Origin of the sequence: Paenibacillus sp. FSL H3-0310 (assembly GCF_038002785.1) — a bacterium.
GTDB classification, from domain to species: Bacteria; Bacillota; Bacilli; order Paenibacillales; family Paenibacillaceae; genus Paenibacillus_AQ; species Paenibacillus_AQ odorifer.
This window is the reverse complement of the sequence record NZ_JBBODC010000002.1, coordinates 1,099,932-1,115,254: the sequence shown is the minus strand read 5'-3', so window position 1 is coordinate 1,115,254 and position 15,323 is coordinate 1,099,932. Positions and strand designations below refer to the sequence as shown.

Genomic DNA, 15,323 nt, shown 5'->3' with positions numbered 1-15,323 from the left:
GGTCGTTTTCACGCTTTTGTTATTGCTTTTCTTAACAGCAGGTTTCCGCTTGCCGTACTGCGTCCTCTCTTCTTCTTAGTCCCCTGCTTCATCCCAGTTAAGATGGATAATACGATAATAACTACTATAAATCCGATAAATGACGACATGGCCACTCCCGTTTAAATTAATAAGATTATTAGAAAATCAAATTTCAGACTATTACCATTAATCATAAAATAAGAACTATACTTAAGCTGCAGCAAAACGCACAAGCCAATGGCTTGTGCGCTTGTTTTAAATGACCTCATTTGCTCTGAGGGACGTATCTCATAATAATTCTTAAGTACATTTTTCGCCACGCGTATCTTCTCATCATTAGCGTCACGAAGCATACCTACAATATCCTGAATATCGCTCTCAGCTGAGGTAACCATAAACTCTTCACTCCTCATGTATAGAGAATTATTTGGCTCCTGGAGCCAAAATTGAGCAGGAATTATGGGTGCCTATCATTTCCAAGTAGCAAACATTTAATTTTACATAAGTATGAGCGAGCATCTGGCGCATTGATTAGCAGCCTTAAAAGCCGTGCAGTTCAAGTCATTTAAACTAATATTGAGTTCTGTTCTCCGCTTTACCACTACTTATGATACGGTTCACCGCGCTGTCTGTAACAGCAAGTTATAGGGCCATCCTTTGTGGGGATGACCCTTTATTAATCTAGATTTGTTCAGTTGTCATCTTCGTTAACGCCTACATTCCGCTCGCATAAGAGCGTTATTTTTTCTTCACCGGTATCCAGATTTCTCCTGAAACATTCCCATGCCGTGCCATTCCATAATACATTTCGAAACTAGGGCCCTCAACCTGTTCGTATTCAGATGTCGGAAACCACTCAGAATAGATTCGTTGCCATAGTTTTTGCATATCACATTGCGGCTCCGGGAAAATCGCCCACGTTAATGTTGGGACAGAAAGTTTTGTAAATCTCTCCGGAATTTCAAGACCCTTAGGTAAATGATAACAGACCATGTATTTGAAAGATTCTTTAGTGTGATCGTAAAGGGCGGCGTGTAACATGGTGTCACCAAAACGTCCCAGTAAGTCGTTCATAAGATCAACGCTGCCATCATCATCACATTTTATACGGAATTGAGGAACTTCAGAGAACGCTGTTTTCTGGTCTGCATTTATAAATCCATATACTCCAAACATCTCAAAAGAACCTCTTTGCTCAATACGGTAATTCATTTCGACATCCCCTTTTATTGAAATATGAAAGGACATTCGAGGATAGGCTTTTAGAGAAACGCCTGTATCGCGCGCAGATGTCGGCATAATACCATGAAGATTCTTAAAGGCCCGTGCAAACGCCTCCGGCGAATCATATCCATATTTCATAGCTACATCAATAACCTTTGAGTCTGTTGTCTGCAGTTCGAATGCCGCCAATGTCAACCGTCGACGTCGAATGTACTCCGATAACGATACGCCAGTAATAAATGGAAACATTCTTTGAAAATGATAGGTAGAGCAACAGGCTATCTGTGCTATTTCATCAAATGAAATAGTGTCCGCTAGATTTGTTTCGATATATTCCATGGCACTATTCATCCTGTCCAACCAATCCATCGTATTCCCTCCCTTCAAGGTAATTTTATCGGAAATAAAAAATGAATACCTTGCAATTTCTGCACGAAAAAGTCAGCAAAAAACTTGCCCTTATTTATGATAAGGTTCCCCCCGATTGATCTTCACCGCGCGATACACCTGCTCCACCAGCACCAAGCGCATGAGCTGATGAGGCAGCGTCATGCGCCCGAAGCTCATGCGCTGCTGCGCGCGGCGCATGATCTCGTCGGAGAGCCCGTGGCTCCCTCCGATGACGAACACGACATGGCTCGTCCCGTAGGTGCCGAGCCGGTCAATTTCTGCGGCAAGCTCTTCCGAGCTCCACAGCTTGCCGTCGATCGCGAGCGCAATGACATGCGCCTCGCTCTTAATCTGCGCGAGGATGCGTTCGCCCTCGCGTCCCTTCACCTGCACGACCTCTGCTTCGCTTAGAGAATCGGGTGCTTTTTCATCTGCCACCTCAATGACCTGAAACTTCAGGTATGGTGTCAGCCGTTTTGCATACTCCGCGATGCCATCGATCAAGTACTTTTCCTTCAACTTTCCTACGCCAATAATTTGAATAAGCATAAGTGCCTCCTGTCATAATCCTCTATAGAAATAGCAAAAGGACGCGCACTGGGCGTCCCTTGTAGTTTTAGTAAGTACCTTCTGTTCTATCACATATTTGGTGGAAAAGAAACGACAATTAAAACGGCCTACTCTTGCGCAGTCCCTAAATGTCCTATTTTTCATGCAATCCCTGGATCTGATCCCACGTATTCCTAGATTGCCTGAATCTAGAATTTCATGTATTCCCCGTCCTCAGCAGGTTCAATCTACTTCTACTTACTCTCCCCCTGCTCCTCCATCACAAAATCCGGTTTCTCCCCAGCTTCATAAGCACTCAATATAGAGTCCAGCAAGCCTGGGAAACGTGCATTAAGATCCTCAGTCCGCAGGGACAACATGCGCTGTGTTCCTTGAACTCGTGTAAAAACAACCCCTGACTCGCGCAAAGTACGGGCATGGTGAGACATGGTGGATTTTGCGATCGGGACGTTGAAGCAGTTGCAAGCCTGTTCTCCATTTAAGTGAATATCCGATACGATATGTAAGCGAATCGGATCGCTGAGTGCATACAATACGGAGGCAAGCTGAATGTCCTTGCGGTCCGGATGAAATAGTATTTTCACGGATGATTATCCCCTTTTGTCGTACGATGAATGCGAAAAAAATATTGGTGTTCCTAATTGCATTTTATATCAACGCATGCTATATTTCAATTGTTCGTAAGTAATCGAACTATTAAACAATAATAAAAGGAGTGCTTCGCACATGACTTCTGTAAATAACCTCTCCGCGAATGCGGATCATGAAGCCTCCGTTCCGGAAGCGCCTCTTCCACGAGAAGGCCTGCTGACCCTGCTGTTCAGTGTCGCTGTGGTTCTCGTCATCATGAATACGGCTATGTTCAATCTGGCGCTGCCTGATGTGACCGAAGCCTTCGGGATTACGGCTGCGTCTGCTTCTTGGATTGTCACTGGGTATTCCATTATGTTCTCGATTGCCTCAATCACGTACAGCCGGCTTTCTGATTTTCTGCCGATTCGCCGTCTGTTGGTTATAGGCTTGTTGACGCTGGGCCTCGCGGCTGTTGCCGGCTTTTTCAGCACCAACTTTATCTTCCTGCTTATCGTTCGTATTCTCCAGGCCTCAGGCGCGGGCGCAGTAATGTCCTTGTCGCTTGTCCTATTTACCCGCTATATCCCGCAAGCCCGCCGCGGCAAAGCAATGGCGACAATTATGTCAGCCGTCTCGCTGGGTCTAGGACTTGGGCCGGTCGCGGGCGGAGCCATCGTCGAATATCTCGGTTGGATTTGGTTATTCTCTGTAACGGCAGCTATTCTGCTTCTAGTGCCGCTGTTCCTTATTCTGCTGCCCAAAGAAGTACCCACCCGTGGCTCCTTTGATGTGCTTGGCGGGCTGTTCTTGGGCGTCGGCACGACCGGGCTGCTGCTGTTCCTGACCAGCGGGCTGTGGATTGCCTTGATCGCCGGAATTGTCGCCATTGCTTTATTTGTTGGCCGTATCCGCAGCACACCTGATCCATTCGTGATGCCGGAGCTTTTCCGTAACCGCTCATATCTCGTGTTGGCTCTGATCGGAGTTGCCTCCTACCTGTGCAGTTTTGCCACGTTATTCCTGCTGCCGCAGATTCTGACTCACCGTTTCGGCTTCAGCGCAAGCCATGCCGGGCTTGTGATCTTTCCGGGTTCGCTGCTCGCCATCTTTGTCTCCCGCTCCGTGGGGCGAATCATTGACCGTTATGGCAATGCGGGGATTTTACGTTTTGCACCATTGCTCGTATTGACCGCTACCATCCTATTCGCTTTCTTTGCTGGGCGGTCATGGATTGCCGTCATGTTCATCTATATGATTATGAGTCTGGCCTTCACGACACTGTCCAGTAGTGTATCCAATGAAATCTCTCGGATTCTGCCTTCTTCGCAAATCGGCTCTGGGATGGGCCTGTTCCAGCTGCTGCAATTCTTTAGCGGCGCCTTCAGCGTGGCTATGGCCGCAAGCGCTCTGGAATGGCAGCGCGGACTGCCGCTTTCTGCAGCCTACTCCAATATCTACTGGGGACTCTCTATTGCAGCATTGATCGCCATCATCTCAGCTATTCTCTATCGCCGAGGCAACCGAAGTAGCTCGCTGACCGACATAGTAGATGCAGCAGATGCATAAGACCTAATCGGCTAACACATATATTATTTCATGCAAAAAAACACCCTGCGGCCCATTTCCGGAACTGCAAGGTGTTTTTAATAAATTTTTACAGTCCTTTAGACCACTAAATATTCCGCATTCTTCTCACATTCCGCACATTTGGCCGGCGGGTCCCAGTCCGAGAACTCGGTCTCCTTCAAGTCCACAATATCAGGTGCATCCTCATACTCGTCCACAAATTTGTCGATGGCTAACTCTACATGTTCTTTACATACTACATACATTCAACCAAGCATCCCTTTCTGTGCCGCTGCGGCCTAATACTCCTTCTATTGTTCTACCATACTTCCCACGAAAATGGAACTCCTATCTATCCATTCCAGCAATCTGTTCATCCATTGTCTATATTCTTGCCCTACCGAAAAAAAAGATTCCTCCCACCCCAAACGGGCAAAAGGAATCTCTTCACTTATATCTCTCTAATTTCTATAAATGTTATCTGCAAACTCTCCATCCTACCCTAGAAACTCCACTGGACGATCCAGCTCATACAATCTGCGGTAACGTGGTTCTTTTTCCATCAGCTCTGCATGGGTTCCACGCATTTCTACCGAGCCATTTTCCATAAAAATCACTTCATCCATCTGCTCCGCACCAACCAAATGATGCGTTACCCAGATCAGAGATTTACCGTCCATAGCTTCAAACATCGTCTGCAAAAGATCACGCTCCGTGTTTGGGTCCAACCCTACGGTCGGTTCGTCAAGAATGACGACAGGTGTATTTTGCAGCAAAATACGAGCTAACGCTATCCGCTGGCGCTCTCCACCGGAGAAACGTTGCCCCGCTTCACGGACAAAGGTATTGTATCCATCTGGTAACGAGGAGATCAGCGTATCCATTTTGGCTAATGCTCCAGCTTCTTTAATCGCTTGTTCGGAAGCCTTCGGATCACCCATGCGAATATTGTTCGCTACCGTAGTATCAAATAAGTGTGGGCTTTGATTTAGCACCGCTATAATAGACGGAATGTTATCGCCATAGGCAGCAGCCGCGATTCCATTAATCATAGCCGAACCTGCAGAAGGTTGGATAACCCCTTGAATAGCCTTTAACAACGTCGATTTCCCTGCCCCGCTACGGCCGATGATGGCAATTTTTTTGCCTTGTGGGATGTCGAGGCTGAGATCACGAACCGACCAATTATCCTCTGATCCATAGCGGTAACCTATATTTTCGAGCTTGATATGAGCACTTTTTATGACCTGAGGTAGAACATCGACTACAGATGCCTGTTCGGAAACTATATTCTGCTCTTCTCCGACCACTCCAGACAACCGCTCCAGCGAGTTACGGTACTGCGGGATTTTCTCCACTGCTTCGGATACTGGCAAAAAAGCATCTGCCACAGGAAAAACAACCAATACAAACGCCGCAATCAACGTACCTGCAATAGCACCATCCGCATACTCCCCGGCGGCCCAATATAACATCGAAAGCACGCCAACCCCAACAACTGCTTGCCCGATGAACGCACGTAGACGCGCCCAGCTGCGCAGCGCTGCATCAGTTTTGGCCACTTTTTTCTCATCTGCTTCATAGGTCTCCACGAACTGACTTTGCCGTCCACTAATGACCCAATCGCCCATACCAAGAACGGCGTCCGTCAGCTTTTGATAGAGGCGATTACGCTCTACCTTCACTTCACGTTGACGTTTCTGGGTGAACAACAAAGATATAAGCGGCAATACCACGACCAACACCAAAATATACAAAGCCATTAATAACGCAAAACCGATATCAAAGGTGCCCAACGCAATCACTGCAACCCCGTAGATCAATAAAGCAATAACACTTGGAAATACGGTTCTCAGATATACATTTTGCAAATATTCGATGTCATCAGCTAACATCCCGAGAATATCCCCAGTACGGAAACGCGACGACAGGAACAAGGCCTGTGGCTCCAAAATATTGTACAGGCGCACACGCATTTTAGAAAGAATCCGTAAAATGGTGTCATGCCCAATCAGCCGTTCCACGTAGTGAATGACTGCCCGGCTTGTTCCGAACGTACGTACACCAACAATCGGCACGTAGATCATCAGGATATTTTCGACTGGTGTAGACGCTTTTGAGATCAGAAATCCTGAAGTATACATCAATGAAGAGGCAGTAAAAATCGTCAACGCCCCAAGCACAATAATTAGCACAAAACGCCAAAAATACGACGATACATAGGGAGCAAACCATCCTTCACGTTTCAATGGATTCCCTCCAATTGCGACCCAATCAACTCATAATACGCACCCTTGCGGGCAAGTAACTCCTGATGGGTACCGATTTCTGCCACTTGGCCTTGCTTCATTACTACAATAATGTCCATATCGAGCATCCAGTGCAGGCGATGGGTAGCCAGAAAGACCAGCTTTCCTTCAAAAAGGGGCACCATCGTCTCCTTCAGCTCATATTCCGTTTCAATATCCAGATGCGCCGTTGGCTCGTCTAGAAGCATAATCGGACGGCTGCTAAGCAGTGCCCGGGCTAATGCCACCCGTTGCTCCTGGCCACCGCTGAACGAACGGCCGCCGCCACCAATCATCTCATCTAAGCCATGCGGAAGAGTATCCACCAAACCCGATAAACCCGTAGCTTTCACTGCCGCGGCAACAGCCTCCATAGAAGCCTCAGGGTAATAAAAACGTATATTATCAGCTAACGTACCGCTAAAAATATACGGACGCTGCGGGATATACGAGGTCTGTTTTCGCCAAGCCTCATCCGTTAATGCACTAACCGTAGTACCGTTAACCGTGATACTTCCTGAAGTAGGGTGTAAGAAGCCCCCTAATATATCCACTAAAGTAGATTTACCGGCCCCGCTCTCTCCGATAATCCCAATTTTGCTAGCTCCTTTAAATTGCAGGTTCAGCGCTTCCAGCGAAGAAAGCCCTGCTTCCTCATACTTCACGCTAACATCATTTAATGTGAGCACGCTATTCTCATGCCAAGTGAATATTTGTTCCGATGTTTTTGCTGCAGAACCGACAGATAGATCACCGTTAGGGACGATTACTTCAGCCTTCACCTCATCTTGATCTATAATGCTCTTCATTGCTTCAGCGGCTTCTTTCCCATCCAAAGTAGCATGGAAATCTGAACCTACCAATCTGACAGGCAGGAAATATTCCGGAGCCAAGATTAGAATCGTTAAGCCCGTAACCAATGTCATTTGTTCATTTACAAGCCGCAAACCAAGACTTACTGCTACAGAAGCTACAGACAGCATAGTGAAGAAATCCAGGGCGAACGATGACAAAAAGGCCACTCGCAGCGTACGCATGGTCGCCGAGCGATAACGATCGCTGACCGTAGCAATGCTGTCGCTATGACTACGACTGCGTCCTAGAAATTTTAATGTTTCTAGCCCACGTAATGAGTCTACGAAATGATTAGATAATGTGCGATACGATTTCAATTGCCGATCCATTTGCTTACGGGCCGTCATCCCAATCAAAATCATAAAAACAATAATAATCGGCATAGTTACCGTAAGAATAATCCCGCTCGTAGTGTCCATCGTAAAGACGTAAATAAGCACCAAGATCGGTGTAACAGACATCCCTACCATTCTAGGAATGATCGCTTCCAGATACGTGCGGAATTTAGTTACGCCTTCCAGCACCAGTGTAACAAGATCCCCGGTTCCACGCCCGCCCACCATTCTAGGGCCAAGCTGGAAGAGCTTGTCCATCATTTCCCTCCGCATAGTGCTGCCCGTTGCTTCCGCGAAGCGGTAAGAGACACGGCTCATCAGCATAGCACAAGCATGGCGCACAAGAAATGCAAGAAGGAACAATAGCGCAGTGCCCCATTGTTCCTTCAGAGGTTCTCCCGCAAATAGCGCAGAGATGACTTCTGCCAGCGATTTAGCCAGCAGAAGTATGGACAAGCTTTGCACCAGGGTAAGGAAGCCTACAATCAGAAAGACTGGCTTAACTCCTTTATACCCAAGCAAGTTTTTATCCATTAGTATTCAAGATGCTCCTTCTCGTGAACCCGTTTATGAAAGACAAAGTAACTCCAAATTTGATATCCCAATACGAACGGAAGGATGGTCAGTGCCACAATCGTCATTACCTTCAAAGAGTAATGGCCCGAAGCCGCATTAGTGATCGTCAAATTAAAAGCTTGATCAATTGAACTAATCATAACACGCGGGAACAATCCTACAAAGATAGAAGTTACCGAAAGCGCCATTACTGCTCCTGTCATTCCAAAAGCGTAGCCATCCTTCTTCTTCGTCATGAAGTAACCGGACAGTACAAAGGCGATAACTCCCAGGGCTACAATAATCATAAGAATCGTTCCACGTTGCTCGAAAATATCCGTCATATTATAAGTCATAATCACAAAAGCAGTAAATAAAGCTGCGAGTGGGATTAGCAATTTTTGAGCCAACTTGCGAGCGCGAGCCTGTAGATCCCCCACTGTACGCAGTGTTGTGAACATGAGACCATGCACCAGGCACAGAAGGACAACAGTAAGCCCTGCTACTACAGTGTACACATTCACGATATCTGTGAACCCTGCATACATTTGCATCTCCCCATCAATAGGCAATCCTTTGATAAAGCTTGCAAATACTACTGCTAAGAGGAATGGTGGAAGGAAGCTGCCAATAAAGATACAAGCATCCCAAGTTCTTTTCCAAGCCAATGAATCACGTTTACCTCTGAATTCAAAAGCGACACCACGCGCTATCAGAGCTAATAAGGCAAATACAAAAGGAATATAGAATCCACTAAACAGCGTTGCATACCACTCGGGGAAAGCCGCAAACATTGCACCCGCAGCTGTGATAAGCCATACCTCATTCCCATCCCAGAAGGGTCCGATCGAGTTAATCAGAACACGGCGCTCTGTATCATTTTTAGCGAGAATTTGTGTTTCCATCCCTACGCCGAAATCGAAACCCTCCAGGAAGAAGAACCCTATAAACAGAACTGCAATCAGCACAAACCACAATTCATTAAGAGATATCATGGGAACCCTCCTCGTTATATGGATCATTCGAATCGCCGTGATCGTTATCCATTGCATAAGGACCTTTTTTAATCACTTTAATAAACAATCCGACCAACACTAATCCTAGAATTAAATAAATCGTTGTAAAAGAAATCACGGAGAACAGAACTTGACCACTTGTAATATTAGGCGACACACTGTCTTCCGTTGTCATCAGTCCGAATACCGTCCATGGCTGACGCCCGAATTCGGTCATAACCCAACCGGCTGTATTCGCAATCGGAGGAAGCAACAAGCCCCATAACATAAACCGCATAAACCAAGTGTTCGGACGGTCCATTTTTTTGCGCCACATTAAGTACATAGCGTACATTCCCAATACAATCATTAACGTTCCTGCTAGAACCATGATCCGGAAACTCCAGAATGTCGTACGTACAGGTGGAATATAATCACCGGGGCCATAGGTTTGCTCATACTCCGCTTGCAGCTCAAGCATACCTTTAACTTCACCGGAAAATTTACTGTATGAAAGGAAACTCAGCATATAAGGAATTTGAAATTCTCCACTACTGATTTGATTCTTTGGATCAATGTTTGCCCATACGGTCCAAGGTGCGGGGTCACCACTCTTACCCCAGAGTCCTTCGGAAGCTGCCATTTTCATTGGTTGAGTTTCAACCAAATATTGCGCTTGGGCGTGACCAGCAACAGCTACACCAATAGAAGAAATAATCCCTACGATGGCTGCAATCTGAAAAGACTTCTTAAAGAAAGAAACCTCTTGTTTCTTCAATATTTTATAAGCACTAATACCTGTTACAAGAAAAGCACCTGTTGCATAAGCAGCCAGTACGGTGTGTGGGAATTCAACCAGCAATTGTCCGTTCGTAATAAGCGCGAAGAAATCGTTCATTTCTGCACGTCCATTATTTATCGCAAAACCCACAGGATGCTGCATAAAAGAGTTAGCCGCTAGAATCCAGAATGCAGATAACATCGTACCGAATGCTACCAGCCAGATGGACAGTAAATGTACTCGCTTGGACACTTTATCCCAACCGAATATCCATATCCCAATAAAAGTAGACTCCAGAAAAAAGGCTGCCAATGCCTCAACTGCAAGTGGAGCCCCGAATACATCACCAACAAAACGTGAATAATCGGACCAGTTCATCCCGAACTGAAATTCCTGCAATATCCCTGTAACTACCCCTACTGCAAAATTGATGAGGAATAGCTTTCCCCAGAACTGCGCCATTTTTTTGTACTCTTCATTACCTTTTCTAACGTACATTGTCTCCATGATTGCAATCAAGAGCGCTAGTCCGATTGATACCGGTACAAAGAAATAGTGGAATATTGTCGTCGACGCAAATTGTATACGCGACAGCATTACTGTATCCATATTTGTCCCTTCCTTCTCCCCTTTTCGTTAATTATATTCTGTCAAAAATTTAAACTTCTTTTTGTGATAAATGTCACATAAAGATAGTCATTTAACGGTGAAATTCAAATGATTTGTGACAAAGATCACAATTTAGCATAAAGAAAGCAAAAAAAATAAGACGGTTTACCCGTCTTGAGTGGTTCGTCGTTCTATTAAATGCTTGACTCATTTAGGTATTGGTTAGATGGAAATACCCTTCTTCAGCGATTTGAGATCGCCATTCGAATTAAGCAATTGGGGTAGCATCTTCGTGCTGCGAACCATTGGAGAGTCACATAGACGGCAAGAAGGCGCATGTTCAAATGCGAAATTATCCCTCATCCATCCGTTGCATCCCTCATTGGTACATGCCCAAATTGCGGTATTTTCTTCCGGTATTTCTTCCAAAGGTTTCTTCCGGTAGTTCATTGCCGTTCCTCCCATCCTGTAAGTCAATAGTGAGTAACTAGATATAAAAAGACCGTCCCAACTTTCACAAGCTGGGACGGTTTCTTCTATTATTACAGTTTTACAACGTTTTCGGCTTGTGGTCCACGGTTGCCTTGAACAACGTTGAATTCAACGCGTTGGCCTTCGTCCAAAGTTTTGAAGCCGTCGCCAGTGATTGCGCTGAAGTGAACGAATACGTCGCTTCCGCCTTCAACTTCGATAAATCCGAATCCTTTTTCTGCGTTGAACCATTTAACTGTACCTGTTTGCATGTGTGTTACCTCCACAAATTTAAATTAATATGTTCTTTTTATCTTCAAACAAAGAAAAAATTCACACATTGAAAAAGGTTGTATTACCAAATATGACAGCCCTTTTCAATGCGAGAATTAGGGACTAAATGTATGATTGATATCATATTACCACACCTGATTAGCAAAGGCAAGCAAGCATCCGAATATATCCGTTTTTGCCCTAATAAGTATTACCTTCCAATGTAAGGGCTGCCACTTAGTGTTTATTCCCTAAATAGATCCTTTTTCTGGCATAATTATCATGGTTTTAGAAAAATAGCTTTTCCAAAAACGTTACTTTTATCCGCTTTTTCAAGAAGGTACCCCCTCGGAATCGAAGGGGTAGTCCGCTCTACTTGTCGTAACTGCTATATCATTATATACCGACTTCCAGCATATTATTCCTGTGGTTTTTCAAGAAGTTTAACTGTTGCCTGTTTGGCCTCGCCGTTTCGATAATAAGTAATTTTCAGATCATCACCGATCTTCGTATGATTATATAAGTACTTGCGAAGAGAAAGGGTAGATATGATTGATTGATCATTAAATTTGGTAATGACATCATTGAATTGCAGTCCAGCTTCCTTCGCAGGGCCAACGGCTTCTAGAACAACTACTCCATCCTTAACACTGTTCGGCAGGTTCAATTCATTGCGTTGATCTTCTGCTAGTGGAACGTACGGATTGTTCAAATCAACTGAATATACACCCAAGTACGAACGGGCAATATGTCCTTTTTCAGCCAGCTCATTAGCGATATCTATCACATGATTCGCAGGAATTGCAAAACCCAGACCCTCTACACCCGTATCTGAAATCTTCATTGTGTTAATTCCAATGACCTTGCCATCCAGATCCACTAATGCGCCGCCACTGTTTCCTTCATTAATCGCCGCATCGGTCTGTATCACTTCTTGTTCCCAGTCATATACTCCATCCTGATTAAGGGATACGGGAACCATCCGTTCAGTATAGCTAACAATCCCCGAGGTCAATGTATCACCAAGTCCTAGCGGATTACCGATAGCAATGACCGTTTCACCTAGACGAAGCTTAGAGGAATCACCGAGCTGCGCGATGGTATCGATTCCTTTGGCATCAATAGAGAGTACCGCAATGTCGCTTACTTTATCCGTTCCAACGAGTGTTGCCTTACGAGTCTCTCCGTTCACTGTAACTACTTCGAGATTACCGGAGTCTTCGATGACATGATTATTGGTAATGATAAATGCTTTATTCCCTGTCTTTTTATAGATCACTCCTGAGCCTAGTGCAGACTCATCCAGAATGTTTAATTCTTCATTATCTTCTTTATGATTGATAATACTTACTACTGCAGGGCGAACCGTGGCAGCAGCTTGAATAATCCGGTCAAATGGATCACTACTGCTTGGGGCAACATTTCCAGTTGCTACAACCGGCTTCTGAGCAGTCTCATGACTCATCTGGCCTGTAAACATACTGAATAACAAAACTGCCACCACAGCGCTGACTAAGGAGCAAACGGCGGATATTTGCCAAGTAGATAAACCCTTACGCGATCTGCGTACAGAATGTCTACGATTAGCAAACGATCCCTTTGATGCTTCATCCCCTCTGGACCGCGAAACTTTAGTTGAATAGAAATCATCATCAAACAATCCCACCGAAAATCTCCCCCTTCTATTGCCAAGCGTTCACTGTTGGTAAGACCTGAACCTATAGCAACCACGTCCGAACCAAACCTCTGTAACCATTAGACTCCAAATATCACTAAAAAGTTTCACTTTATCCATTAACCCCACAAGAGTTTCGATCAATCGTTAGATTATGATAATCTTTTAATATATCTTCTCTATTAGGAATATTTTGCAACTTAAAAGACTACAATAAAATAGAAGTGTCCCTAAAATTTTAGCTTTGCTCATCACGCTTTTAATTGTATCACAGGCAACCTGCAATTCGGGATTTTCCTCAGCTAAAACACCTGCGAATTTTTTACAGTTTTCAGTTCTAATTACACTATATATTCACACTATTAAAGGAGGATTAATTATGAGTTCTTTTTCAACAAGTATGGATTTAGTCGAGTTTATCGGTAAGCTAGGTGACTTAAAGGATGAACACTACCACATGACCCTTGCCTTTAGCGCAATGATCGAATTGATGATTGAAAAAGGCCTAATCTCCCGTCAAGAATTAGATCGCAAGACCGCTGAACTTGATCAGCTTATGACTGGCTCAGCTTATCCCATGGCGTAGGTTGATCATAATACGTATCACACAGTCTGAACTCACTATCTTTGAAAAAACAGCCCCGATCCTCCATTGCGCCGCGTACCGACATTTTTGCCAAATCCATCATATTGTGATCCCGGCTTAAATGCGCCAAATAGGTCCGTTTGGTCCGCCCTGTAAGAATTTCGCTAAGCGCAGCTCCAGCTGCCTCATTGGAAAGGTGACCCATGTCGCCTAGGATGCGCCGTTTCGTATTCCACGGATAACGTCCCATTCTCAGCAATTCGATATCATGATTCGCCTCCAGCACCAATACATCTGCATCTGAAATTGCATCTCTTACCTTATCACTAACATAGCCCAGGTCTGTAGCTACACATAACTTCTCTTTTCCATCATAAAAATTGTAACCCACTGGCTCCGCTGCATCATGAGAAATCGCAAAGGATTCTACTCGCATACTGCCGAAATCCTTGTGCTGGCCAGACTCCATGATCATACGGTTATACTCCGGTATTTTACCAATTCCCTTCTCGATAGCTCCCCAGGTATTGGTGTTCGCATAAATCGGAAGATCGTATTTACGGGCCATGGCCCCGAGTCCCTTGATATGATCGGAATGTTCGTGTGTAACTAGAATCCCGTCTATATCATTACCCGTTAGTTCACGCATGGCCAACAGCTCATCGATCCGCTTGGCACTAAAACCTGCGTCAATCATAAGTGTTGTCTCCCCGTTTCGTACCACCGTTACATTGCCGGTAGAACCACTGGACAGTACTGTAAATGAAATCCCCATTTTCCTTACTCCTTCTACTCTGTTGTCTTAGGACTGATGATGTCCGCACTAATAGCATCCACATAATAGGCATTGCCGTTCTCCAGCATAAACCGCCACATCGGCGAAGCTACCTGACTTTCCGAGTTGAACAGCTCACCGTAATATCCCAGCTCAATCTCCTTCACTACGGAATCTGCCGGGAAATACTTCTCTATCAAACTACTAAGTGCTTGCGATGCTGGAAGCACCTTCTGTTCTTTATCGCTGCTGCTTGTCCCTATTTCAATCTTCGGCCAGCGGTAAGCTACGATTTTTTGATCACTGTTAATCAACTCTAGCCTAACACGGAACAACGACCACTGATTTTGAACCAGCGGATGAAGAACGAACTTCCCAACCTCACTTTCCTGTGAATCAAAGCGATAATTGGAAATGTCAGGAATCTTATCCTCAAGCGCCTTGCTAAGCTCTGAGAAGGAAGAATAGATCAGCTTGCTGTCTATAGGTACATCTAATTTAATTGGTGGTTCAGTCTGCTCTTCAGCAGAATAACGATAAGTAATGTTAGGAAGCTGCGGGGTAGAAGCCGGAATGGGACACAATACACGAATCCCTTTCTGCTCCATTACGGCTTGGGTCTCAGCAGACAGGGAAGTAAAATCAAGATTAGCACTAACCTGATCGCGTAAATCGACCCACAGCTGGTAACATAGCAGCAGATTCAGACCTAAAAAGGCGCAAATCAGTACATTTTTAGCTCTTCCCCAATCCATACCCGAACCTCCTAAATGTTATATGA

At 45.0% G+C, this 15,323-nt stretch carries 17 protein-coding genes; 2 read left to right on the top strand and 15 right to left on the bottom strand.

Annotation, left to right across the window (positions count from 1 at the left end; genetic code table 11):
• Positions 1-8 precede the first annotated feature (8 nt).
• From MHH63_RS24410 to MHH63_RS24390, 5 genes are all read right to left on the bottom strand, one after another.
• Complete coding sequence (locus tag MHH63_RS24410) at positions 9-149, bottom strand: hypothetical protein (RefSeq protein WP_339170595.1); 141 nt, start codon at positions 147-149, stop codon at positions 9-11.
• 12 nt (positions 150-161) lie between these two features.
• Positions 162-416 carry a hypothetical protein gene (locus tag MHH63_RS24405; RefSeq protein WP_340394781.1) on the bottom strand — a complete coding sequence of 85 codons (255 nt, stop codon included), beginning with the start codon at positions 414-416 and terminating at the stop codon, positions 162-164.
• 343 nt (positions 417-759) lie between these two features.
• Positions 760-1,614, bottom strand: a complete 855-nt coding sequence (locus MHH63_RS24400; protein WP_341172177.1) for an AraC family transcriptional regulator — start codon at positions 1,612-1,614, stop codon at positions 760-762.
• A 90-nt stretch (positions 1,615-1,704) separates the two neighbouring features.
• Positions 1,705-2,184 (bottom strand): 23S rRNA (pseudouridine(1915)-N(3))-methyltransferase RlmH, encoded by a 480-nt coding sequence (rlmH, locus tag MHH63_RS24395; protein WP_248548879.1) that lies wholly within the window; start codon positions 2,182-2,184, stop codon positions 1,705-1,707.
• Between the two features lie 254 nt (positions 2,185-2,438).
• Complete coding sequence (locus MHH63_RS24390) at positions 2,439-2,789, bottom strand: ArsR/SmtB family transcription factor (protein ID WP_076181727.1); 351 nt, start codon at positions 2,787-2,789, stop codon at positions 2,439-2,441.
• Positions 2,790-2,931: 142 nt separating this feature from the next.
• On the opposite strand from MHH63_RS24390, the gene MHH63_RS24385 reads away from it, so the two are divergent.
• The gene (locus tag MHH63_RS24385) at positions 2,932-4,344 is read left to right on the top strand and encodes an MFS transporter (RefSeq protein WP_038573941.1); all 1,413 of its coding nucleotides are present in this window, start codon (positions 2,932-2,934) and stop codon (positions 4,342-4,344) included.
• Between the two features lie 98 nt (positions 4,345-4,442).
• Here the strand turns inward: MHH63_RS24385 and MHH63_RS24380 are convergent, their stop codons facing one another.
• From MHH63_RS24380 to MHH63_RS24345, 8 genes are all read right to left on the bottom strand, one after another.
• Positions 4,443-4,610, bottom strand: coding sequence for a CxxH/CxxC protein (locus MHH63_RS24380; RefSeq protein WP_063829780.1), 168 nt, complete (start codon positions 4,608-4,610; stop codon positions 4,443-4,445).
• A gap of 231 nt (positions 4,611-4,841) precedes the next feature.
• Positions 4,842-6,593, bottom strand: a complete 1,752-nt coding sequence (gene cydC, locus MHH63_RS24375; RefSeq protein ID WP_341172176.1) for a thiol reductant ABC exporter subunit CydC — start codon at positions 6,591-6,593, stop codon at positions 4,842-4,844.
• Entirely contained in the window at positions 6,590-8,356 is a 1,767-nt protein-coding gene (cydD, locus tag MHH63_RS24370) for a thiol reductant ABC exporter subunit CydD (protein ID WP_076282217.1), read from the bottom strand. Before cydD ends, cydC begins: the two co-directional genes overlap by 4 nt.
• Entirely contained in the window at positions 8,356-9,372 is a 1,017-nt protein-coding gene (gene cydB, locus MHH63_RS24365) for a cytochrome d ubiquinol oxidase subunit II (RefSeq protein ID WP_076124301.1), read from the bottom strand. The genes cydD and cydB overlap by 1 nt, the downstream gene beginning before the upstream one ends.
• Positions 9,359-10,762, bottom strand: a complete 1,404-nt coding sequence (locus MHH63_RS24360; RefSeq protein WP_339170612.1) for a cytochrome ubiquinol oxidase subunit I — start codon at positions 10,760-10,762, stop codon at positions 9,359-9,361. Before MHH63_RS24360 ends, cydB begins: the two co-directional genes overlap by 14 nt.
• 222 nt (positions 10,763-10,984) lie before the next feature.
• Positions 10,985-11,212: a cold-shock protein gene (locus MHH63_RS24355; RefSeq protein WP_036677829.1), complete on the bottom strand. Its 228-nt coding sequence runs from the start codon at positions 11,210-11,212 to the stop codon at positions 10,985-10,987.
• Positions 11,213-11,304: 92 nt separating this feature from the next.
• Positions 11,305-11,505, bottom strand: coding sequence for a cold-shock protein (locus MHH63_RS24350; protein ID WP_019914582.1), 201 nt, complete (start codon positions 11,503-11,505; stop codon positions 11,305-11,307).
• A gap of 419 nt (positions 11,506-11,924) precedes the next feature.
• Positions 11,925-13,172: a S1C family serine protease gene (locus tag MHH63_RS24345; RefSeq protein ID WP_076124305.1), complete on the bottom strand. Its 1,248-nt coding sequence runs from the start codon at positions 13,170-13,172 to the stop codon at positions 11,925-11,927.
• Positions 13,173-13,560: 388 nt separating this feature from the next.
• On the opposite strand from MHH63_RS24345, the gene MHH63_RS24340 reads away from it, so the two are divergent.
• Entirely contained in the window at positions 13,561-13,767 is a 207-nt protein-coding gene (locus tag MHH63_RS24340; RefSeq protein ID WP_036677826.1) for a hypothetical protein, read from the top strand.
• On the opposite strand, the gene MHH63_RS24335 is transcribed toward MHH63_RS24340, so the two are convergent.
• Together MHH63_RS24335 and yycI are read right to left on the bottom strand one after the other, a co-directional pair.
• A complete protein-coding gene (locus MHH63_RS24335; protein WP_036677825.1) occupies positions 13,736-14,542 on the bottom strand; it encodes an MBL fold metallo-hydrolase in 807 nt (268 codons plus the stop codon). The genes MHH63_RS24340 and MHH63_RS24335 overlap by 32 nt on opposite strands.
• A 14-nt stretch (positions 14,543-14,556) precedes the next feature.
• Positions 14,557-15,297 carry a two-component system regulatory protein YycI gene (gene yycI / locus MHH63_RS24330; RefSeq protein WP_036677823.1) on the bottom strand — a complete coding sequence of 247 codons (741 nt, stop codon included), beginning with the start codon at positions 15,295-15,297 and terminating at the stop codon, positions 14,557-14,559.
• Positions 15,298-15,323 lie beyond the last annotated feature (26 nt).